At 32.6% G+C, this 23,417-nt stretch carries 26 protein-coding genes and 1 tRNA gene; 2 read left to right on the top strand and 25 right to left on the bottom strand.

The window, feature by feature from the left end:
* Positions 1 to 7 precede the first annotated feature (7 nt).
* The 22 genes from yqeK to ER639_RS03675 form a co-directional block, all read right to left on the bottom strand.
* Positions 8 to 574 (bottom strand): bis(5'-nucleosyl)-tetraphosphatase (symmetrical) YqeK, encoded by a 567-nt coding sequence (gene yqeK, locus ER639_RS03570; protein WP_129064379.1) that lies wholly within the window; start codon positions 572 to 574, stop codon positions 8 to 10.
* Positions 564 to 1,133 (bottom strand): nicotinate (nicotinamide) nucleotide adenylyltransferase, encoded by a 570-nt coding sequence (nadD, locus tag ER639_RS03575; protein WP_129064380.1) that lies wholly within the window; start codon positions 1,131 to 1,133, stop codon positions 564 to 566. The genes yqeK and nadD overlap by 11 nt, the downstream gene beginning before the upstream one ends.
* Complete coding sequence (gene yhbY / locus ER639_RS03580; RefSeq protein ID WP_129064381.1) at positions 1,130 to 1,423, bottom strand: ribosome assembly RNA-binding protein YhbY; 294 nt, start codon at positions 1,421 to 1,423, stop codon at positions 1,130 to 1,132. The genes nadD and yhbY overlap by 4 nt, the downstream gene beginning before the upstream one ends.
* Positions 1,424 to 1,433: 10 nt before the next feature.
* Positions 1,434 to 2,240, bottom strand: a complete 807-nt coding sequence (aroE, locus tag ER639_RS03585; RefSeq protein WP_129064382.1) for a shikimate dehydrogenase — start codon at positions 2,238 to 2,240, stop codon at positions 1,434 to 1,436.
* A gap of 8 nt (positions 2,241 to 2,248) precedes the next feature.
* Positions 2,249 to 3,346: a ribosome biogenesis GTPase YqeH gene (gene yqeH, locus ER639_RS03590; protein WP_129064383.1), complete on the bottom strand. Its 1,098-nt coding sequence runs from the start codon at positions 3,344 to 3,346 to the stop codon at positions 2,249 to 2,251.
* A 104-nt stretch (positions 3,347 to 3,450) separates the two neighbouring features.
* A tRNA-Gly gene (locus tag ER639_RS03595) sits at positions 3,451 to 3,521 on the bottom strand.
* A 63-nt stretch (positions 3,522 to 3,584) separates the two neighbouring features.
* Positions 3,585 to 4,109 (bottom strand): YqeG family HAD IIIA-type phosphatase, encoded by a 525-nt coding sequence (locus ER639_RS03600; protein WP_129064384.1) that lies wholly within the window; start codon positions 4,107 to 4,109, stop codon positions 3,585 to 3,587.
* Positions 4,110 to 4,313: 204 nt separating this feature from the next.
* A complete protein-coding gene (locus ER639_RS03605; protein ID WP_129064385.1) occupies positions 4,314 to 5,003 on the bottom strand; it encodes a 5'-methylthioadenosine/adenosylhomocysteine nucleosidase in 690 nt (229 codons plus the stop codon).
* Between the two features lie 15 nt (positions 5,004 to 5,018).
* Entirely contained in the window at positions 5,019 to 5,495 is a 477-nt protein-coding gene (gene greA, locus ER639_RS03610) for a transcription elongation factor GreA (protein ID WP_129064386.1), read from the bottom strand.
* Between the two features lie 72 nt (positions 5,496 to 5,567).
* Positions 5,568 to 6,194: a uridine kinase gene (gene udk, locus ER639_RS03615; protein WP_129064387.1), complete on the bottom strand. Its 627-nt coding sequence runs from the start codon at positions 6,192 to 6,194 to the stop codon at positions 5,568 to 5,570.
* Positions 6,194 to 7,441, bottom strand: a complete 1,248-nt coding sequence (locus ER639_RS03620; RefSeq protein ID WP_129064388.1) for a peptidase U32 family protein — start codon at positions 7,439 to 7,441, stop codon at positions 6,194 to 6,196. The genes udk and ER639_RS03620 overlap by 1 nt, the downstream gene beginning before the upstream one ends.
* A 10-nt stretch (positions 7,442 to 7,451) precedes the next feature.
* Positions 7,452 to 8,375, bottom strand: a complete 924-nt coding sequence (locus ER639_RS03625) for a peptidase U32 family protein (RefSeq protein WP_129064389.1) — start codon at positions 8,373 to 8,375, stop codon at positions 7,452 to 7,454.
* A gap of 1 nt (position 8,376) precedes the next feature.
* Positions 8,377 to 9,012: an O-methyltransferase gene (locus tag ER639_RS03630; RefSeq protein WP_129064390.1), complete on the bottom strand. Its 636-nt coding sequence runs from the start codon at positions 9,010 to 9,012 to the stop codon at positions 8,377 to 8,379.
* A 124-nt stretch (positions 9,013 to 9,136) separates the two neighbouring features.
* Positions 9,137 to 10,273 (bottom strand): endolytic transglycosylase MltG, encoded by a 1,137-nt coding sequence (gene mltG, locus ER639_RS03635; protein ID WP_129064391.1) that lies wholly within the window; start codon positions 10,271 to 10,273, stop codon positions 9,137 to 9,139.
* Between the two features lie 5 nt (positions 10,274 to 10,278).
* Entirely contained in the window at positions 10,279 to 10,605 is a 327-nt protein-coding gene (locus tag ER639_RS03640; protein WP_129064392.1) for a DUF1292 domain-containing protein, read from the bottom strand.
* 11 nt (positions 10,606 to 10,616) lie between these two features.
* Complete coding sequence (ruvX, locus tag ER639_RS03645; RefSeq protein ID WP_129064393.1) at positions 10,617 to 11,036, bottom strand: Holliday junction resolvase RuvX; 420 nt, start codon at positions 11,034 to 11,036, stop codon at positions 10,617 to 10,619.
* Entirely contained in the window at positions 11,033 to 11,299 is a 267-nt protein-coding gene (locus ER639_RS03650; RefSeq protein WP_129064394.1) for an IreB family regulatory phosphoprotein, read from the bottom strand. The genes ruvX and ER639_RS03650 overlap by 4 nt, the downstream gene beginning before the upstream one ends.
* A 55-nt stretch (positions 11,300 to 11,354) precedes the next feature.
* Positions 11,355 to 13,982: an alanine--tRNA ligase gene (alaS, locus tag ER639_RS03655; RefSeq protein WP_129064395.1), complete on the bottom strand. Its 2,628-nt coding sequence runs from the start codon at positions 13,980 to 13,982 to the stop codon at positions 11,355 to 11,357.
* Between the two features lie 246 nt (positions 13,983 to 14,228).
* Positions 14,229 to 16,667, bottom strand: coding sequence for an SF1B family DNA helicase RecD2 (gene recD2 / locus ER639_RS03660; RefSeq protein WP_129064396.1), 2,439 nt, complete (start codon positions 16,665 to 16,667; stop codon positions 14,229 to 14,231).
* Between the two features lie 2 nt (positions 16,668 to 16,669).
* Positions 16,670 to 17,329, bottom strand: a complete 660-nt coding sequence (locus ER639_RS03665) for a tetratricopeptide repeat protein (RefSeq protein WP_129064397.1) — start codon at positions 17,327 to 17,329, stop codon at positions 16,670 to 16,672.
* A gap of 71 nt (positions 17,330 to 17,400) precedes the next feature.
* On the bottom strand, positions 17,401 to 18,522 hold the full coding sequence (gene mnmA, locus ER639_RS03670; RefSeq protein ID WP_129064398.1) for a tRNA 2-thiouridine(34) synthase MnmA: 1,122 nt from the start codon (positions 18,520 to 18,522) through the stop codon (positions 17,401 to 17,403).
* A 2-nt stretch (positions 18,523 to 18,524) separates the two neighbouring features.
* Positions 18,525 to 19,667, bottom strand: a complete 1,143-nt coding sequence (locus ER639_RS03675; RefSeq protein WP_129064399.1) for a cysteine desulfurase family protein — start codon at positions 19,665 to 19,667, stop codon at positions 18,525 to 18,527.
* Positions 19,668 to 19,856: 189 nt separating this feature from the next.
* On the opposite strand from ER639_RS03675, the gene ER639_RS03680 reads away from it, so the two are divergent.
* Positions 19,857 to 20,852 carry an LLM class flavin-dependent oxidoreductase gene (locus ER639_RS03680; protein WP_129064400.1) on the top strand — a complete coding sequence of 332 codons (996 nt, stop codon included), beginning with the start codon at positions 19,857 to 19,859 and terminating at the stop codon, positions 20,850 to 20,852.
* A 19-nt stretch (positions 20,853 to 20,871) separates the two neighbouring features.
* Here ER639_RS03680 and ER639_RS03685 read toward each other — a convergent pair whose 3' ends face one another.
* Both ER639_RS03685 and cymR read right to left on the bottom strand, forming a co-directional pair.
* Entirely contained in the window at positions 20,872 to 21,555 is a 684-nt protein-coding gene (locus ER639_RS03685) for a YdeI/OmpD-associated family protein (RefSeq protein WP_240663982.1), read from the bottom strand.
* Positions 21,524 to 21,943 carry a cysteine metabolism transcriptional regulator CymR gene (gene cymR / locus ER639_RS03690; RefSeq protein ID WP_129064401.1) on the bottom strand — a complete coding sequence of 140 codons (420 nt, stop codon included), beginning with the start codon at positions 21,941 to 21,943 and terminating at the stop codon, positions 21,524 to 21,526. Before cymR ends, ER639_RS03685 begins: the two co-directional genes overlap by 32 nt.
* 50 nt (positions 21,944 to 21,993) lie before the next feature.
* Between cymR and ER639_RS03695 the strand changes: the two genes are divergently transcribed.
* Positions 21,994 to 23,280 carry a replication-associated recombination protein A gene (locus ER639_RS03695; protein ID WP_129064402.1) on the top strand — a complete coding sequence of 429 codons (1,287 nt, stop codon included), beginning with the start codon at positions 21,994 to 21,996 and terminating at the stop codon, positions 23,278 to 23,280.
* Between the two features lie 40 nt (positions 23,281 to 23,320).
* On the opposite strand, the gene ER639_RS12550 is transcribed toward ER639_RS03695, so the two are convergent.
* On the bottom strand, positions 23,321 to 23,413 hold the full coding sequence (locus ER639_RS12550) for an IS3 family transposase (protein WP_368665656.1): 93 nt from the start codon (positions 23,411 to 23,413) through the stop codon (positions 23,321 to 23,323).
* Positions 23,414 to 23,417 lie beyond the last annotated feature (4 nt).

A 23,417-nucleotide genomic window follows, 5' to 3' on the forward strand; every position in this document is an offset into this window, starting at 1 on the left:
CTTTTAATTATTTTTGTAAATTATAGTAGTTTAAACAATCAATTGTTGCAGGATAAATGGTTTTGTCACCGGCAACTAAATATAATACTGTTCGTTTAGATATTTCGTAAATCGCTTTATCAATATCTTTTTCTTTATATATCATATCACGAATTTCTTCTACACCAGGCTGAGTACGCTCGGGTTCAATATAATCTGAAACAAAAATGATTTTTTCATTTAAACCCATTTGTCTTCGGCCTGTAGTGTGAAAATATATAGCATCAAATATTTCTTGATTATCAATATTGTGTTCATTTTTAAAGTATGCTGCCGCTACTGGTCCATGCAATATTTCTGAACTGTAAGCTAACAATTCAGTTTCTAGTTTATATTTCGTAACTTTTTGGTAGAGCTCACTCAAATCATCATATTTAAAGTAGTCATGTAAAATACCTGCCATTTCGCAAATATCCTTATCACCATGAAAAATATCTGCAAGTTGCTTAGCTGTTTCTGCTACTCTTAACGAATGTTGATATCTTTTTTTAGGCAATTTTTCTTCTACCAATTTCATCGCTTTTTTAACTTTCATATAATTGACCTCGCTTTATGATTTCAATTACCTCATCAATTACCCATAACCGACAAGTTTGATGACGACTGATTCTCTTACGAATCACTGTTGAACTGATTAGAACTTGAGGTATATTTATCACTTGTATTTTATCAATATCAACTGATACATGTTGATTAACCCGATTCACAATGATAAATGTACAATTTTCTATTAACCATTGATATTGATACCATTGTTCCAATTGTTCATATTGGTCTTCACCAATAACAACATAAATGCTTTGATTTGGATGGACTTGTTGGATGTGTTGCACTGTGTGGTAAGTATAACTTACTTCGTTTCTTAAAATTTCAAAGTCTAATAAATGACCAAATCCCAAATGTTTAATCGCTGCTTGAATCATCTCAACTCTACTTGTATCATCTGCAATTGGTCCATGATTTTTCAAAGGACTTTTTTTAGTTGGTACAAAGTAAAAATAATCAGGTCGATACTTTTCATTGACTTCATTTGCGATAATCATATGTCCGATATGTATCGGATCAAAACTACCTCCAAATAAAACAATACTCATCGTGGTAATTCAATTTTTTTATGATTTTTTGATGGTTTGTATAAAATGATTGTTGACCCAATAACTTGCACTAACTCACCATAAACACGTCTTGCGATCGTTTCTGCTAATTCATCTTTATCATCCAAATTATTTTGCAATACACTGACTTTGATTAACTCTCTTTTTTCTAAAACATCATTCAGTTGTTCAATTAAGTTATCATTGATTCCACCTTTTCCAATTTGAAAAATAGGGTCCAAATGATGTGCTTGTCCTCTTAAATATCTTTTTTGCTTACCAGTTAACATATTATTCTCCTTATAAATTTAATTTTTTTATTACAGCTGCTTTCATAGCTTCTCTATTAGCATCAATACCTGTCCAATATTTAAAACTTAATGCACCTTGATTTACAAACATACCTAATCCATTAAAATAAGGTAATTTTAAATCTTTTGCTTGTTTCAAAAATTCTGTTTCAGCTGGATTATATATAATATCGCTGATCATTGTATCTTTTTGACAATGATTTAAATCAATAAGCATTTCATTATTAAAACCACTCATCCCAACTGGGGTTGTATTAATAATCAATTGAAATTGTTTTAAATCTATTTTATTGATATCACTTAATGCAATATATTCAGTTGGAATTTTCCAATCAGACAATCTATTTTGTGATCGGTTAGTGATAGTGATATTACATCCTAAATCATATAATTTTGTAGCAAGTGCACGACTTGCACCGCCAGCACCGATGATGAGTACTTGCTTAATATAATCTATATTACAATTTTGTTTTAAATCCATGATATATCCATCAGCATCAGTATTGTATCCAATCCATTTTCCATCTTGAATTGCTACAGTATTCACTGCACCAATTTTTTGGGCTAATAGATCAATTTCATCACAATATTGCATGATATCTACCTTATACGGAATCGTTACATTAAATCCATCTAGCTGTGATTGATTGATAATGTCTTTAATGTGATGAAAATGATTGGGATCAATATTTAATGCTATATATTCATCATCACGATTCAGCGCTTTAAAATTTGCATGATGCATCAATGGTGATAGTGAGTGTAAAATCGGATGACCTATTACAGCAAACTTCATAAAATCACCTACAATATACTTGGTCTTAAATATACATTGACTTCACTTGGTGCGTAAACTTCCAATACAGCACCAGCATCAACTGTAATAAATCCTAGACCTGAAATGATAATATCTTGTTTTACATTCTTCGTACTTAAAATGGTCTTTTTAATATTGTTAAAATCAAATTGCTGGTCTCCTGGTGGTGTCAACAAATCACCCACTTGGCGTTCCCATAAACTTTGTGCATTTTCAGTTTTTGTTCGGTGTATATTCAGTAAATTTGATACAAAGCAATTTAAGCTTCTTCTTCCACCTTGAACATAATCTACACGTACTAATCCACCTAAAAATAAAGTTTGTCCTTCATTTAATTGATAATTTTTAGGTTTAATTTCCGATTTTGGCATAATTACCTTTAATTCTTTATCAGTCACGTAATGTGTCATTTGATGACTTTGAATAATACCCGGAGTATCATACATAAAAGTGCCATCACCTAATGGAATATCTATTAAATCTAGAGTCGTACCAGGGAAATGACTTGTAGTAATGACGTTCTTTTCACCGATACTTGATTCAATAAGTTTATTAATTAATGTCGATTTGCCGACATTTGTTGTTCCGACAACATAAACGTCTTTACCTTCACGTAGTGATGCAATAGTTTCAAGCAATTCATCAATACCATGATTTTTTTCTGCAGATATAAGTACGACTGCATCAGGTTTCATACCAAGTTCTTTTGCTAATTTTTCAATCCACAATTGAACACGTCGTTTATTGATGAGTTTAGGTAATAAATCCATTTTATTTGCTGCTAATATAATTTTTTTATTTCCTACAATACGTTTTAAACCATTAATCCATGAGCCTTGAAAATCAAATACATCTACAACATTAACAATGATTCCTTCACGGGTACTTAAAGCATTCAACATCGTTAAAAAATCATCACTTGTTAAATCAACATCTTGAATTTCATTATAATGTTTCAATCTGAAACACCTTTTACATATTACATCTTCTTTATTTAAACTAGATTTTGGTACATACCCTGGTAAATTTGGATCATCAGATTGTAATATTGCGCCACAACCGATACATTTTTGTTCGTTACTCACACATTTCCTCCTACGATTTGTTTTTTTCTATTTTATCATATTCTTTAATACATAACTCTTTTTAGCAAAAAAAGAAGTTCCAAGGAGACCTTGGAACTTAAGTAAGCGGGTGATCGGAATCGAACCGACAACATCAGCTTGGAAGGCTGAGGTTTTACCACTAAACTACACCCGCATATGATGATGTAATTAATAATAAAACAATTAAAGAAAAATGTAAAGAGGTAAAATTACCTCTTTATTCTTCCCAATTAATCATACCTTTACGTTTAAAATAAGCTAAAAATTTACGTTCCATCATACGATTAACTTTTGTTTTCCATTCGTCATTAGATTTAACTGGAACAACCATAATCGAGTAAAACCCATTTGAATTGGCTGCTAAAACATCAGTCATCATTTGATCGCCAATCACAACTGTTTCACTCGGTGTTACGCCCATTTTTACACATGCTTTTTTGAAAGCATGTCCCATAGGTTTCTTTGCATCGAAAATATAATCAACCTTTAATGGTGTTGCAAAAGTAGAAACACGAGTTTGATTATTATTAGATACAATAGTAATTTTAATGCCTGCTTCACTCATATCATTAAACCACTGTACAACTTCATCCGTTGCAAGTTTAACGTCCCAACCAACTAAAGTATTATCTAAATCTGTAATGATTGCTTTAACACCTCTACCTTTTAACTCTTCAGGTGTAATCTCAAAAATTGATTTTGCATATTTGCTTGGTAATAAATATTTTGAAATGATACTCATTGATGCACCTCCATAATTTCCTATACCCTTATTTGAATAAATTTCATCAAAAAAGGTTGAGTTTTCACTCAACCTTTTCGTGAAATTATTCGTTTATTTCATTTGGTGCAGCTTCAATTTCTGTACCAGAATAAATAATAAATCCAATAATTGCAGTCGCAATAACTGATAATGCCATAAAGAAGATCATGATATTACCTCCATCTATGAAATAGTCTCTAATAATGATTTTACAATTTTAGAACTTGATACGCAAGCCACTTTTAAAAACTCTTCAAATGTCACACCCGCATCACCATTGGCTAAATCAGATATCGCTCTTGTAATGATAAACGGTACGTTAAATTGATAACAAGTTTGCGCAACTGCAGCAGCTTCCATTTCAACAGCTAACACATCTTTTAAATTTGAAATGATTGTTTCTTTTTGAGTTTGAGTACCAATAAAGCTATCTCCCGAAACAATTAAACCTAACTTTGCATTCAATGCATTGTCTTTAATCGCCTGAGTCGCTAATTTGATTAAGTTCTCATCAGCTTCGTATTTAACAGGCATCATAGGTACTTGTCCTAATTCATAACCAAATGCAGATGCATCTACATCATGATGCATTACTGATTTTGATACGACGATGTCACCAACTGCTAAATCTTGGCCTAAACCACCTGCAGAACCTGTGTTAATAATCATTTCAGGCTCAAAATGTTGAATCATAAGTGTCGTACATATCGTCGCATTAACTTTACCAATTCCACTTTGCATCAATACAACATCTTTACCATACAATTGACCTTTATAAATTTCAACATGCGCAATTTTTTCAGTTGATAAATTTTGCATATCACCTTTTAAGATGGCAACTTCTTCTTGCATTGCACCAATAATTCCAATCATTTCAAAACCTCCAAATTAGTCGATAGAAATAATTTTCACACGCATTTCATTACCATTTGGTAAAGGTACGTTAATTTCATCGTTTACTTTTTTACCTAATAAAGCTTTTGCAATTGGAGATTCATTTGAAATTTTCCCTTCAAATGGATCTGCTTCTGCTGATCCTACGATTTTATAAGCTTCTTCCTCACCACCAGGAATTTCAGTAAATGTTACTGTTCTACCTAATTGCACTTCATTTTTCTTTCCATCATCTTCAATAATCACTGCATGACGTAACATCATTTCAATTTTAGTGATTTCTTGTTCAACGAAACCTTGTTCATCTTTAGCAGCATCATATTCAGAGTTCTCAGATAAGTCACCAAAACTACGTGCAACTTTGATTTTTTCTACAACTTCTGGTCGACGAACTGTTTTTAAATGTTCTAATTCTTGTTCTAATTTTTGGAACCCTTCTTGTGTCATAGGGTATTCTTTTTGTAATTCCATTATTAATCCTACTTTCCATTTTTCAATATTTATTTTTTTAATTTATCCTTATTTATAGGCTTTAAACATTATTTATTGATTCGTATTCACTAATGATTGAATCTTTGTTGTCATAATATCAATTGCGACTGTATTACTTCCGCCTTCTGGAATAATAATATCTGCATATCTTTTTGTTGGTTCAATAAATTGATTATGCATTGGTCTAACAACTGATAAATATTGACTAATGACAGACTCCATCGTACGACCACGTTCTTCAATATCTCGAACTAAGCGTCTTAAAATTCTTAAATCAGCATCTGTATCTACATATATCTTAACATCCATTAAATCTCTCAATGCTTCGTTCTCTAATGCAAAAATGCCTTCTACTATAATAACATCTTTTGGTTCAAATGTAATCGTTTTCTCGCTTCTTGTATGCATTGTATAATCATAAGTTGGTACTTTTACAGTTTTACCATCTCTTAAATCTAATAAATTTTGAATTAATAAGTCATTATCAAAAGCAAGAGGATGGTCATAATTGGTTTTAAGTCTTTCTTCAAAACTTAAGTGAGATTGGTCTTTATAATAATAATCTTGCTCAATTAAAGCGACAGAATATCCTTCTAAATTTTTTAAAATCTTAGAAGTAACTGACGTCTTACCAGAACCTGAACCACCAGCAATACCAATAATCGTCGTTTTTGACATTAGTTTAATTCCTTTCGCATCATGTTGTTTTTAAACACTGGATGATCAACTTTAATTTGGACAATTTGTAATGGATGTCTTGCAGCATCTAAGCTGACACCTTCTTCATCAAAAATTTCTCCAACAATTTGAGTAAAGTTTTCAATTTCAGGACCAAAGAACTCAATTTCTTGTCCTGGTTTGAAATTATTTCTTTGTTGAATCGTTGCCATTTGTGTTTCTTCAGAATAGTCTAACACTAAACCACAGAAATCAAAAGGCGTTTTTTTAGATTGCTCATGGCCAAACATTTGCTCTTCAAAGCCAGGCACACCTTCAAAAAATGCAGGTGCTGTATCACGATTCGCACATTTATCAAGCTCTACTAACCAAGCTGGATCTATTTTAAAGTTTTCAGGGTCAGCACAATATGCATCAATCACTTTTCGATAAACAGAAACAACTGTCGCTATATAGTGGATAGATTTCATACGTCCTTCAATTTTTAATGAATCCACACCAATGTCAATCATTTTAGGGATAGATTCAATTAATTTTAAATCTTTAGGGCTCATAGCAAATGGCGTTACATCTCCATCATATGCCACATCTAAATCACCATCAGGTTCAACTGTTAATAAATCATAGTCCCATCTACAACTTTGACAACATCCACCGCGGTTTGAGTCACGCGCTGTCATATGGTTACTTAATGTACAACGACCAGAATATGCTATACACATCGCTCCATGAATAAATGCTTCAATTTCAATATCCACTTTTTCTTTCATTTCTTTAATTTCTTCAGCACTTGTTTCTCGAGCTAAAACGACACGTTCTAACCCTTCTGATTTCCAGTATTCAACAGCCTTCACATTTGATAATGATTGTTGTGTTGATAAATGGATTTCTAACCTTGGTGCCACGCGTTTACATGTTTCAATAATTAATGGATCTGCAACGATGATTCCTGTTGCACCAGTACTCTCTAAAGCCATTAAATATTCTTCTAAACCATCAATATTTTCATCATGTGCAATAATATTTGTTGTGACATAAATTTTTGCACCGTAGCGGTTTGCAAAATCTACACCTTCTTTAATTTCTTCTATCGTAAAATTATCAGCATTTGAACGTAATCCGTACTCTTGTCCACCAAGAAATACAGCATCAGCACCATAATGTACCGCAATCTTTAATTTTTCTAAATTACCAGCTGGTGCCAATAGTTCGGGTTTTTTTAATATCGTTTTCATCTCGGTTACCATATAAACCACCTTAATAAACAGTTTGTTTGAATAAAAATCCTTGATCTAAAGGACGATATTCAGGTTGTATTTCTTCGATCATATCTAATAAATCAAATTTAGCATCATCATATAAATCTGGATCTTCGCTAAATAAATCAATCGCTTTTCGATATGCTTTCGTCACAGTTGTGATGTACTCTTCGCTATGTAATACGCCATCTATTTTTAATGAATCGATGCCTGCATTCAGCAATTCCTCTAATTCTTCAATAATACAAATATCATTAGGACTCATAATATGCGTACCATTAAAATCTTCAAAAATTGGATATTTATTATTACGTTCTTCATCATATAAAAGCATATTTTCTGCTTCTTTACGATTCTCAATCTTCATAACTTTTTCTTGGTACATATAGTAATTTCCTAATAATTTACGCTTTGATTGGAACATACATGTCATGCCATGCGCTTGAACTTCAATCTCTACATTGCTGTTTGCTTTAATTTCAAGTGCCTCTTCAAGCGATAACTCTCTTGCAAGTACTGCTCGTGTTGCGCCACGTTCACCCCAATAATTACATTGGAAATGATTTGTCACCACTGTTTCTTGGTTCCAAATTAATGGAATTGTATTACCTCTTTCTCTTTCATACATAACAATCGCAGGATCTCCGAAAATAATGGCATCCACTTTTAATTCATGTAAATAATCCATATAATTTTCTACTGCTTCTAAATGCTCATTATGGAATAGACCATTTACAGCTACATATGCTTTTTTCCCATGTGAACGGATCAATTCAACAGCTTCTTTTAAATCAACACGATTAAACTCACCAGCAAGTCTTAATCCAAATTGTTGTTCACCAATAACAAATGCATCTGCACCAGCATCAATGAGTTGTTTAATATGTTGTACTGATTTTGGTGTTACTAATAATTCAGTCATTTTATTCTCCTTTAAGTTTAATTGAAATACTCATACCATCACCGATATCAATAAAGTTTGTTTGATAATCCGTATTTTCACTTAACCATGTGTTGTATTTCTCTATTTTTCTTACCATTTGTTTGACATTACGACTTCTCACTATTTCAATGTTTCCAACAAAATCGTGGTATAAAATATTGTCTGTAATGATTAAGCCACCAGTTCTAACTAATGGACTGTATAATTCAAAGAACTTTTTTGATTGTGCTTTTGCAGCATCAATAAATAATACATCATATATTTGATGGTTAACTTCGTCAAATGCTTCTAAAGCATCTTTAAAAACGAGATTAATTTGATGTTGCTTGTTAAAATCTTGTATATTTTTTTTTGCTTGTTGATACATTAATTCATTACGCTCTATTGTTGTGATTTGTATATTTGGATGAACACTCGCAAAATGTAAGGCACTGTATCCTATTGCCGTACCTATTTCAAGTACATTATGAGCATTATGGATTCTTAACAATTGTTTAACAAATTCAACAGAAATCTTATCCATAATTGGAACTGCTTCAGTTGTTGCGTACTCAATTAACGTATCAATTTCATTTTTTGGATTGAGTTCACTCACATAATTTGATTCTTTTATCATTATTTTTTCCTTTAATCACAAAAATACCAACCATTCGGCTGGCATTCGTTATTTTCATGATATTTTATCATATTTTTCATGATTTGATAAGAAATAAATAAAATTGGTTATTAAATAACCAATTTTATTGTTGTTTACTATCAATGTATTTATCTTTTAATTTTTCATGTTCATCTAAAGTTTTAGAGAAATAATTCTTACCGTTACTATCAGCAAGGAAGAATAAATAATCCGTCTTTGCTGGATTTAATACACTCTCCATACTTTCTTTACCACTAGTTGCTATTGGCCCTGGTGGCAATCCTTTATGAATATATGTATTATATGGTGATTCAACTTTTAAATCCGCTTCATAAGTCACTTTTTTGTGTCTTCCAAGTGCATACAATACAGTAGGATCCGTTTGTAATGGCATTTCAGGATTTTCTGCCATACGGTTAATAAACACTGAAGCAATTTTAGAACGGTCTGTTAAACCAGATGCTTCTCTTTCAACTAATGAACTAAAAGTTAAAAATTGATGGAATGATAGACGCTTTTCTTCGCCCTGTTCTTTTATTACTATACCACCATATTTATCCCATAATGGAAACGCATTAGTTTCAGTTGCTGATAACATTTTATCAACAATCTCGTCAATAGAAGGGTGTTTTTCAGAAAAATCATAAGTTGCTGGGAATAAATAACCTTCTAAAGGCACTTTAATATCTGGATTAAATACATCATCTGTTATTAATTTCGGATGTTTTTTTTGCATTTTTTTGATAAATGCAGGATCATTAACAGTATTTAAAAATGATTCTTTTTGAATATCTGTTTTACTACTTACAATAGATGCAATTTGATCCATCGTAACACCTTCAGGGACATTCAATTTAAATGCCACTGGCATATAAACTTCACCTTTTTGCAAACTTTTTGCAATTTGATCAAAATTCATTGATGGTGAAAACTCGTAATTACCCGCTTGAAAATTTGAAATGTTATTAAACTTTAAATAGTACTTAAACATCGTACTACTCTTAATAATTTTCTTTTGCTCTAATTTATCGCCAATCATCGAGGCACTTTCGCCAGGTACAACTTCTATTTGTGTTGTAGATTTATCGTGCTTATCAAGTGGCTGTTTTGCAGCATTGAAGTATAAAAATCCTCCAACTGCTACAAACAACCCAATAACCACAATCAAACCAATAATGATACTAGATAAGAGTCGAGCAAACTTTTTTGAATCTTTGATTTCTTTATTTCTTCGACTCATATAACTTATTCCACTTCTTCTTCAAAATTAGTATTTACGATTTCTTCAATCATATCCCATTCTTCATCAGTTTCGACAGGTAAGAATTTACCTCCATCACCATTTTCATTTGGTTCGTTGATCATTGGAATTAATTCGATTTCATCTTCATCATCTGCGCCTTCTTCAGCTAAGATAACATATGATTTTTCAAATTGTGGGTTGTAAAATTCTAATACTTTTCTGTATAAAACTTCATTACCTTCTTCATCAAATAACGTTAATAATTCCTCTTCATTATTAATGTCTAATGTTGCTTCATTTTCTTGTACAAATTCATTGTTCTCTGTCATATATATCACCCTTATTTTGAATTTAAATAACCTTGTAAAATAAATACTGCTGCCATTTTATCAATGACTTGCTTTCTTTTTTTTCTAGAAACGTCTGCTTCTAACAAAGTACGCTCAGCACCAACAGTAGATAAACGTTCATCCCACATCACTATTTCTAGCTCTGGAACTTCTTTTTTTAACACTTCACTAAAATACAAAGACGCTTCACCCGAAAGTCCAATCGTATTATTCATATTTTTAGGTAGGCCAATGACGGCAGTGCCAATTTGATGTTCTTTAATGATTTCTTTGAGCGCTTCTAAACCATAGTCTCCTTTACTCTCATCAATCCTTAATGTTGTTAATCCTTGTGCTGTCCAACCAAAAGCGTCACTTATCGCAACACCAATCGTTTTTGAACCCACATCTAATCCAATGACTTTTTTCATTCAGATTTCTTCTCTTGATTGATGTAGCTCGTAACAAGTTGTTCCATGATATCATCGCGATCAAGTCTTCTAATTTGGTTTCTTGCATCATTATGTCTTGGAATATATGCCGGATCACCAGATAATAAATATCCTACAATCTGATTAATTGGACTATATCCACGTTCTTCAAGTGTATTATACACATTTAATAAAACGGTTCTAGCTTCTTCTTTTGGCAACTCTTCAAAGTTGAATTTCATTGTTTTATCAAAATTTTCCACTGTGTCACTCCCTTTGTATTTTGACAATTATATCATACTATAAATAAAACTTATTTTACAATGTATTAAAATATGAATTAATAAATTCTATTGCATCTTGTACTTTTGATACATCTTGCGCGCCACCTTGAGCTGAATCAGGTCTTCCGCCGCCTTTACCACCTGTAACGCTTGCTACACCTTTAATCATGTCTCCCGCTTTTACTTTATCCGTTAATGACTTAGGTACTGATGCCATATAACTCAATTTTTCACCTTTAGCAATTAAGAATATTACTGCATCTTGTAATTTAGATTTATAATCATCCATCATTTCTCTTAATACTTTATTATCAGATGCAGAAACTTCTAATGATAACACTTTGTAACCGTTAATTTCTTTAACGAGTTCTGTAATATCACCTGTTTTTAATTCTGCAATTTCTTTTTGTAAATCTGCAATTTGTTTTTCATATTGTTTTGTTAAAGCTACAATTTCTGAAGCTTTAGACACGATGTTTTCTACTTGTTTTACTTTTAAAACTTCTTTTGTTTGATCAGCTAATGATTCAAATGTAGATAAATATTCGAATGCCGCTTTACTTGTAACAGCTTCAATACGTCTTACACCAGCACCAGTACCTGATTCAGAAACAATTTTAAATAGACCAATTTCAGATGTATTTTTAACATGTACACCACCACATAATTCGATTGAATAATCACTCATTTCAACAACACGAACAACTTCTCCATATTTCTCACCGAATAATGCCATCGCACCTTTTGCTTTTGCATCATTAATGTTCATTTCATTGATTTCAACAGGAATGTTTGCCCATACTTTTTCATTTACAATACGCTCGATTTTTTCTAATTCATCATTTGTAACTGGTCCGAAATGAGAAAAATCAAATCTTAAGCGTTCAGGTGTCACTAATGAACCTGCTTGGTTGACATGTGTTCCTAACACATCTTTAAGCGCTTGATGTAATAAATGTGTTGCTGAATGGTTTTTGATAACAAATGTTCTAAAGTTTGCATCTACTTCAGCTGAAACAGTTGCACCTTTAGTAACACGACCGAACTTCAATTTACCAGTATGTAAATTTTGACCATTTGGTGCTTTAGAGACTTCTGTGACTTCAATTTCAAATGCTTCAGATTTAACTAATCCAATATCAGCAACTTGACCACCGCTCGTTGCATAGAATGGTGTTGTTTCTAAAATAAACTGAATGTCCGCTTCTCCTTCAAAATGTTCTACCAATTCACCATCTACAATAATGTCTGTCAAAATTGTATCCGCTGTTAATGTTTCATATCCAACAAATTGGCTCTTAGTTTTAATGTTAGAAAGCACTTCATTTTGAACTTGCATACTTTGTGTTTTAACGCGAGATTCACGAGCGCGTGTACGTTGCGCTTCCATTGCAACTTCAAAACCTTCTTTATCTACTGAAATACCATTTTCCTCTGCTAATTCTTCTGTTAATTCTACAGGGAAACCAAATGTGTCATACAATTTGAACACATCTTCGCCTTTTAATCGTTTATCAGAAGTTAAAGCTGCATCTTTTAATGCGTTAAAATGAACTAATCCTTCTTCTAATGTTTCATGGAAACGTTCTTCTTCTGATTTAATAACACGTTTAATAAAGTCTTTATTGTTATTCACATCTGGGTAATAAGGTTTCATTATTTCAGCTACAATGTCTACCAATTCAAACATGAATGGTTTATCGATGTTAATCTTTTGTGCAAAACGAACTGCACGACGTAATAAACGACGTAGTACATAGCCTCTACCTTCATTTGAAGGTAAAGCGCCATCACCGATTGCAAAACTTACTGTTCTTATATGGTCAGCAATAACTTTGAATACAACATCATCTTCATTATTTGAACGATATGATTTACCTGAAATGCGTTCAGTAGCTTCAATAATAGGCATGAATAAATCTGTGTCAAAGTTCGTCGGAACATCTTGTGAAATGGACGCCATACGTTCAAGTCCCATTCCAGTATCTATATTTTGTTTTGGAAGTGGAGAATACGTGTGATCTGGATTATGGTTAAATTCAGAGAATACTAAGTTCCAAACTTCTAAATAGCGTTCATTTTCTCCACCTGGATACATTTCTTCAGCTGGATCATCTTTGCCGTAGCTTTCACCACGATCATAGAAAATTTCTGTATTTGGCCCACTTGGCCCTTCACCAATATCCCAGAAGTTCCCTTCAATACGAGTAATTCTGTCATCAGTTAATCCAATCTCATTTACCCATAAATCATATGCTTCTGTATCTTCAGGATGGATTGTAACGTATAATTTTTCAGGTTCAATGGCCATCCACTTTTCACTCGTTAAGAATTCCCATGCAAAAATTATCGCTTCTTTTTTGAAGTAATCTCCAATTGAGAAGTTACCTAACATTTCAAAGAATGTATGGTGGCGTGCGGTAAATCCTACGTTTTCAATATCATTTGTACGAATAGATTTTTGAGCATTTGTAATTCTTGGATTTTTCGGAATAACGCGACCATCAAAATATTTTTTTAATGTCGCAACCCCAGAGTTGATCCATAATAAAGTATCATCATCTATTGGTACTAATGGTTGACTTGGTTCAACCATATGTCCTTTTTCTACAAAGAAGTCTAAATACATTTGTCTTATTTCAGCAGCTGTTAATCGTTTCATTGATAATCTCCTTTAAATTTAGAATAAAATTAATAAAAAAACACGTTCATACCCCCAAAAAGGGACGAACGTGTTCGCGGTACCACCCTAGTTATGACAAAAGTCATCGCTTTAAAGTTATTTCATTATTAAGATAAAGTAGCGTTCAGACTGCATCATCACATTTTCCACCAACCAATGTGTCTCTACAAATGAATTCGTCTTACTCCTCTTTAAATCATTATATAAATTATATGAAAAAATAATTTATGCGTCAACCGTTTCGAAATCAAATGGCGTAATCCCCTGCATATTTATCATAGGATCGATATAAATCATATTCTCTTCCGTAAGCTGACCAATTGGTATTTCTTGTTTAAACTCTTTAATCGTATTTGATGTTTGTGAAGATTTATCGTTTTCTAGTACATGCTCCACGGCCTTTTCTACTGGCGTTTGATTCACATTGAAATAATCTACTAAAAATTGATAAAACGTTGTAAACCTTGCATTTCCTTCAAGCTTTATACCATTATTAAATGCATTAACATCTCCAATAAACATGAGAGACTGGCTCGCTCTTGTTAATCCTGTATAGAGTATATTTTTTTGCAACATTCGATAATATTGATTCACAATTGGCATAATGACAATAGGAAATTCTGAACCTTGCGCCTTATGAATCGAACAGCAATAAGCATGGGTAAGTTCCATTAAATCTTGCTTTGTATAATTGACAATCGTATCATCATAGTCAACAACTACTGTTTCTTTACCACTTACCGCTTCATGCGCCTTTAAAATATCAGTAATTTCACCAATATCCCCGTTAAACACACCATCTTCAGGTCTATTGACCAATTGTAATACTTTGTCACCTTTACGATAAAGCACATCTCCAAAGACTAAATCATCTTGTTTCTCATTTTTAGGATTAAGAATATTTTGGAGTATTTTATTCAAATTACGAATCCCTGCTGTTCCCTTATATATCGGGGCCAATACTTGAATATCTCGTTTATCATACCCACGTTCTACCGCTTTTTTGACGATTTTTTCAATGACATCTCCTACTTGATCGTTTGAACAAGGAATAAATGATCGGTCATTGTATCTTTTAGTAATGTCAAATGGTTCGTTGCGTTTAATTTGGTGGGCCAGTTCAATAATGGATGAACCTTCTTGTTGTCTATAAACCTCTTGTAATTCAATTTGAGGAAAAATTTTCGAATCAATAAGATCTTTAAAAACTTGACCTGGACCGACTGATGGCAATTGATCTTGATCACCGACAAATATAATCTGCGCATCATTAGGAATGGCCCTTAATAACTGAAACATAAGCCAAGTATCAACCATAGACATTTCATCGATAATGATTAATTTGGCTTCAATTTCATTTTCCAATACATCATCCGGTTTATTTTCTCGAGTCCAACCGATCAACCTATGAATGGTCGTTGCCTCTAATCCAGTGGATTCACTCAATCTTTTTGATGCACGTCCAGTAGGTGCACATAACGCGATTGGAAATTGGTCATCATAATCATCATAATTCAAACTTAATCCGTGTAGCTCCGCATATAAATTCACAATACCATTAATAACGGTCGTTTTTCCTGTGCCAGGACCACCCGTTAATATCATAATTTTATGATTCAAAGCAGTTTCTAACGCTTCTCTTTGAAGCGGTGCATAGGTCACATTGAACATTTCTTCAATAGCACCAATCGTTAGTAATACTTCTGACTTCTCAAATGTTTTCAACTTATCACCGTGGTTTAATAAGCGATGTAAAATTTGTACTGCCTTTGATTCTGAATAAAATAAACTTGGGATGTATATATTTTTCTCATGATTCACAACGCGTTTATCTTCTGACAACTCAAGCAGTGCTTGTACAAGTAAATCAGGATTGATAGTTTGGTGTTTCGTTAACAATTCATAAGTCGTTTGAAGTAAAACTTGTTCTGGAATATAAGTATGACCATTTTGTAATGAGGCTTGTTCAAGTGAATACATTAAACCTGCCTTTAACCTTTCAGGATGATTTTCATCAATGCCTATTTTTCTTGCAAGTTCATCGGCTTTACTAAAACCTATTCCTTCAATATCCATCACTAATTTAAATGGAGATTGTTCAACGACGCTTAGCGTTTCTTCTTTATAGAATTGATAAATTTTCATTGCAAGCTGTGCACCAAATCCCAATTCATTCAATTTGATCATAATTTTTTCAATCATTTGATTTTCTACAATGCCATTATAAACAACATCGATTTTTTCATCTGATAATTTAGGCACTTGTTTTAAAACCGCTTTATCTTGCAAAATGATATTTAATGCATCATCACCAAGACATTCTACAATTTGTTTCGCAGTTTTTTTTCCGATGCCTTTAAATATGTCACTGGATAAATATTGAATGATACCATCCTTTGATTGAGGCATTTCTTTTTCAAACGTTTCAACTTGTAATTGCATGCCATATTTCGGATGATTTGTTACTTTACCTTTAAATGTATATGTATCACCTTCTACAATTTGAGGTAAATAACCTGTAACCGTTGCTTCATCTTGGAAGTCTTCATTTGATTCAAATACATCTGTTTTAAGTACAGTATAAAAATTATCTTCATTTTGAAATAATATACGCGTTACTTCGCCAATAATATAGGATTGATCAAATAAAGACATATTCTCCAAGATTACTCCTCCTTCATCGCTTTAAAATTGTTAATTGCATGTCCTGCGAGTAAATGGTCAGGTTGAATGGCAACGATTTTCTCAAAACTGGCAATCGCTTGGTCAAAATCTTCATCTAACATAAACTGTGCGAGTGCCAAGTTATAAAGTGCATCTGTATGCTCTGGATTACGTTGAAGCAATTCTTTAAAAGTAGCAATTGCTTCTTCAAACATTTGTATTTGACATAATACTAAACCATATTGAAAAAGAATTTCTTCATCATGTGGGTTCAATTCTTTTGCACGCATTAAATATGGCAAGGCTTCTTGATTTGAAGATAAGCTGACAAAGCTCATACCTAGCATATAATACGTATCTGCATCATCTAAATGATTTTCAATTGCTTTTTGATATAGTTTAATGGCTTCTTCAAATCTTGAGGCATTAAAATATAAATTTGCCAATCCATAATATGCACCACCATGATTTGGATTTACAGTAATGGCTTTTTGAAAGAAGCGTTCAGCTTCTTCAGTTTGATTCGCATCTGCAAGGATTGTACCAGCATTGATATAATGAGTGACATCGTTAGGTGATGTTTCGATAGCTTCAAATAATAATTTTAAAGCCGCTTCATATTGTTTTTCTTCGATTAATTTCATTAATTGTGATTCGTTCATAATAACCTCCGCTTTTAAAAATTATAACAAAAAAAATTAGAGATAGGGAAAAAATCATTCCCTATCCCTAACTATGCATCTGTTACCACATATGATAATTTACCTGTTGTTTTATATACTTCATCAATTGTAGCACCACCTAAACAAACTTCATCTTGATAAAATACGACCGCTTGTCCAGGCGTAATTGCACGCACAGGTTCATCGTAAGTCACTTTTAATTGATTTTCACCAATTTTCTCAATCGTAACGCCTGTGTCTTTTTGACGATATCTAAATTTAGCCGTTGCTTTAACTGGGCTTGATAAATCCATTTCATTCACAAATGAGTAATCAGATGCGATTAAGTAGTTACTATATAATGCTTCATGATCAAATCCTTGTTCCACGTATAAAATATTTTCTTTTAAATTTTTACCAACAACAAACCAAGGATCTCCGTCGCCACCAATACCAAGACCATGACGTTGTCCAATTGTATAATACATTAATCCAGCATGTTCACCCATAACTTTGCCATCTAATGTCGTCATCTTCCCATTATTCGCTGGTAAGTAGCCGCTTAAAAACTCTTTAAAATTTCGCTCTCCAATAAAACAAATACCTGTTGAATCTTTCTTTTTAGCTGTCGCTAAATCATTTTCTAATGCGATTTTTCTAACTTCAGGTTTTTGCAAGTGCCCTAATGGAAACATTACTTTTTGTAATTGTTCATGAGTTAATTGATTCAAGAAATAGGTTTGGTCTTTATTGTTATCGACACCGCGAAGCATTTCAACAGTGCCATCGTCATTTCGACGTACTTGTGCATAGTGTCCCGTTGCGACATAATCTGCACCAAGCTTTAATGCATGCTCTAAAAATGCTTTAAATTTTATTTCCTTATTACACATCACGTCTGGATTAGGCGTACGGCCTTTTTTATATTCATCTAAAAAGTATGTAAATACTTTATCCCAATATTCTTTTTCAAAGTTTACAGCATAATAAGGGATACCGATTTGATTACAAACTCGAATTACATCTTCATAATCTTCCGTTGCTGTACAAACACCAAATTCATCAGTGTCGTCCCAGTTTTTCATAAATATACCAATCACATCGTAACCTTGTTGTTTAAGTAATAAAGCAGTTACAGAACTATCCACACCACCTGACATACCGACGACTACTTTAATTTTGTCATTACTCATATTTACCCTTCCTTCATTGCATTTTGATAAATAGATTCTATTTGAGAAACAATATAATCAATGGATTCATTAGTCATTAAATGACTTAAACTAATTCTTATTGATTGTTTTGTTCTGATATCATTTCCATACATAGCACTTAGAACATGACTCGGTTCAATACTGCCTGCAGTACATGCTGAACCACTAGAGACATATACACCGTTCATATCAAGTATCGTTAACATGATTTCAACATCACTAAACGGGAAGTGAATATTAATGATATGAGATAATGATTGATTCATATCTCCATTAATTTCAAAAGGAATCATTTTTTCTTGTAATCGATGAATCAATTCACTTTTTAAATTCATCATTTTAACATTTCTATCATCCAAATCTTTTTGAGCCAATTCTAATGCCACTTGCATTCCTTTAATTAAAGGAATATTTTCAGTACCTGCTCTACGTTTCGTCTCTTGAGAACCACCTAATTGCTGATATTGAATTGGCGTTTTCTCTTTCACATACAATAAACCGACACCTTTAGGTCCATAAAATTTATGTGCCGTAATTGTAAATAAGTCTACACCTAAAGCCTTTAAATCTAATTGTAAATGACCCACTGTTTGTACACCATCAGTATGAAAAATAGCTTTGTGATTGTTTAAAATGGATGCTATTTCATCAATAGGTTGAATAGAACCCACTTCGTTATTACCAAACATAATTGAAACTAATATAGTATCTTCACGTAATGCTGATTTTAAGGTTTCTATTTGTACAATGCCATTTGAATCAACATCTAAATAAGTAACTTCAAAGCCTTCTTTTTCAAGTTGTTGAAAGACATGGAGCACAGAATGATGTTCTATTTTAGTCGTAATCAAGTGCTTACCTTTATGCTGATTTTGATATGCTACACCTTTAATTGCTAAATTGTTAGATTCTGTAGCGCCACTTGTAAATATAATTTCTTTAGGTTGAACATTTAATAACTTTGCGATGCTCATACGAGACGCATCTAAGATACTTCTAGCATCTCTTCCTATATTATGAATTGAAGAAGCATTACCGTAATGCTTTTGATAAACTTCCATCATACTTTCAATGACTTGTGTGTCAACTGGTGTTGTTGCAGCATAATCCGCATAAATTTTCATATTAGAACATCCCTTCATACGATTTCAATATTCTATAATAGCACCAAAATAAAAAAAAGACTATGGAAAAAACTTATCTTATATTTATAACTATAAAAATTAATTATTTTTAATCAACAAGCAAAATAATATTGCTTTTTCATAAGGAATGCTACACTAACGCTACAAGCATATAAAGGAGATTTGAAAATGTCAAAATTAAACATTCCCATTTCCATATTAAACTTAGTACCAATACGAGCACATTCAAACGCTAAAGAAGCAGTTGACCAGATGACGCGTTTAGCACAACATGCTGAACAATTGGGATATAAAAGATATTGGATTGCTGAGCACCATAATGCTCAAAATTTAGTGAGTTCAGCTACAGTATTGCTTATGAGCCATGTTCTACAACATACTAACCAAATAGAAGTCGGTTCTGGGGGGATTATGTTGCCAAACCATGCACCATTAATTGTTGCAGAACAATTTGGTACTTTAGCGACAATATACCCTGATCGAGTAAGTTTAGGATTAGGGCGTGCACCTGGCACAGATATGTTTACCGCTTCTGCATTAAGACGTGATAAACACGATGGTGTATATTCTTTCCCTAAAGATATTGAGCAATTACTACATTATTTTGGGCCAGAACATGAACAAGGCCATGTAAAAGCATTTCCAGGTGTTGATACAAATGTTCCAATAGTAGTTCTTGGTTCATCAACAGATTCAGCCCATCTTGCGGCAAGACTTGGTTTACCTTATGCGTTTGCATCTCATTTTGCACCACAACAAATGAAAGATGCCATTCAAATTTATCGCAACTTATTTACACCTTCTAAATATTTAGATAAACCATATGTTATGGTCGGAACAAATGCAATTGTTGCAGATACAGATGAAGAAGCTGAACTTTTATCACATTCAATGTATCAAATGTTTTTATCGGTCATTAGAAATTCTAGACAACCATTATCAGAACCCGTTGAAGATTTAGAAGCCATTTGGAGTCCAATGGAAAAACAGCTCGCTTTAAACTTTACGACTTCAAGTTTTATAGGATCAAAAGAAAGTGTGAAAGCACAAATTGAAGCCTTTCAAGAAGAATTTAATGCAGATGAATTCATCGTTGTTTCATATATTTATGATGAACAAAAACAACATTACAGTTATCAATTATTAAAAGAAATTATGCAATAAAAAAAGGTGCCTTGGCACCTTATTTTTTTGCTGCTCGGTATAAATCTTTTGTTTTATAGCCAGCATTAAAAATCATTTTCATTTCTTCTATTCTCTTTACAACCGTCTTCTCTTGCTTAGCACTATATATATAACGTGCCCATTCATTTTTATAACCTGGTGTCAATTCCTTATAAAACTCAAGTAAATCAGCTTCTCGTTTTAAAGCCTCTTCAACATTTGGAATCATTTCAATATAATCGTTTACAGATTGACTTTTCCTAGTCGATTGTTTTTTTGCCTTCATATGTTTTAATCCGACAACTGTAAATACTTCATCCAACGAAACCATGCGATTAAATTTAAACATTGAATCTCGTATATACCCCTTTTTATTAACCCCTAAAGATTCAAATATTTCATCTCGATGCACAAAAGTATCATACTTTTTATTGCCTTTTTTAGGATATGCAATATAAAGTATACCCTCAATATTTAAATGATTGCCGTCAATAACTTTCATAACTTGAGATTTAAATTCTACCATCGTATTTACAAATATAAAAATAGCATTATGATGACCTACTAATTGCTTTTGAGATTGTTCAAAAATAGTATAATCATCCGGCTGATTGAGTACATACACTTCTTTATCTTGAAGTTTTAATTTTTCAATAATTATAATTACCTCCTTAGATATAGAACATATACCCTGCCATTTCACTTGTTTCTTTATAATTCATTAAGTTTTCAAGTGTTGTTTCATCAAGTACTTTCTTTACAGCATCACGTATGTCCATCCAAAGTTGCTTTTGTGCAGGTGGTTCTTCTTCAATGCCTTCAACTGGTGTAATCGGTCCTTCTAATAATCGGATTACATCGCCAGCAGTAATTTCAGATGGATGCTTAACAAGCATGTAGCCGCCTCTAGCACCTCTAACACTTTTAATTAATCCAGCATTTCGTAATGGACCTACTAATTGCTCTAAATATAAGTCACTCAAATCATTTTCTTCTGCAATGGATTTTAGTGAAGTTGGACCGCATTCATATCGTTTTGCTAAAGAAATCATTAACGTGAGTCCATATCGCCCTTTTGTAGAAATTTTCATATTTACTTCTCCTTTACTCGGATTTATTTTATCACATTTTACTTAAAATCATGTACACTTTATATGATAGGAGTGATAATTTGGAACCTTTAGCATATAGAATGCGACCAAAGACGATTGATGACATTATCGGTCAAACACATTTAGTAGGTGAAAATGGCATCATTAGACGCATGGTACAAGCAAAGCGATTGTCCTCAATGATACTTTATGGTCCGCCTGGTATTGGTAAAACGAGTATCGCAACAGCAATAGCTGGATCGACTGCAACAAAATTTAGACAATTAAATGCAGTTACAGATTCAAAAAAAGATTTACAATTGATTGCTGAAGAAGCAAAAATGAGTGGACAAGTCATTTTACTATTAGATGAAATACATCGATTAGATAAAGGTAAGCAAGACTTTTTGTTACCACATTTAGAAAATGGTCGAATTATATTAATTGGTGCAACGACAAGTAATCCATATCATGCCATTAATCCTGCAATTAGAAGTAGGGCACAAATCTTTGAATTGAAACCACTCAATGACGATGAAATTAAAATTGCATTAACAAGAGCTATAAACGACGAAGAAAATGGTTTAGGGAATTACGATATTAACATAGACGATGATGCACTTAATCATTTCGTGCAAGCATCAAGTGGCGACATCAGAAGTAGTTTAAATGCATTAGAACTCGCCGTATTATCTTCAAACAAAAAAACTATTCACATTACTTTACAAGATGCAAAAGATTGCTTACAACGTGCTACATTTCAATTCGATAAAGATGGAGATATGCATTACGATATTATGAGTGCATTCCAAAAATCCATTCGAGGTAGCGATGTAGATGCAGCCCTTCATTACTTAGCTAGACTCATTGCGGGTGGGGATTTAGTATCTATTACTAGAAGGCTACTAGTCATCAGCTATGAAGATATTGGACTAGCTTCACCTTCTGCTGGCATGAGAACTTTAGCAGCAATTGAAGCTGCAGAAAGATTAGGTTTTCCAGAAGCAAGAATCCCATTATCTCAAGCAGTCATCGAATTATGTTTATCCCCTAAATCCAATAGCGGTATTTCTGCAATAGACGCTGCACTTTCAGATGTTAAAGCTGGTAAAATTGGAGCTATTCCAAAGCATTTAAAAGACAGTCACTATCAAGGGGCAAAATCACTTGGTCATGGTGTAGGTTATTTGTACCCACATAATTACGAAAACGGCTTTGTTAAACAACAATATTTACCGGACACTTTAAAGCATAAACAATATTACAATCCAAAAACAAATAGCAAATCTGAACAACAATTTAAACAAATCTATGAAAACCTACATAAAAAAAGCTGAGATTAAAGTCTGTAGTGAACCCAAAAAGTTGAACTTTTTATTAAGCTACTTTCATTAAAGCAAGATTTCTGTATTCTACAGGAGTCTTGCTTTTTAATTTTCTCTTCTTTCTAACGAAATTATAATATTCCATATAA

Source organism: Macrococcus sp. DPC7161 (genome assembly GCF_004117835.1).
Taxonomy (GTDB): Bacteria; Bacillota; Bacilli; order Staphylococcales; family Staphylococcaceae; genus SDSC01.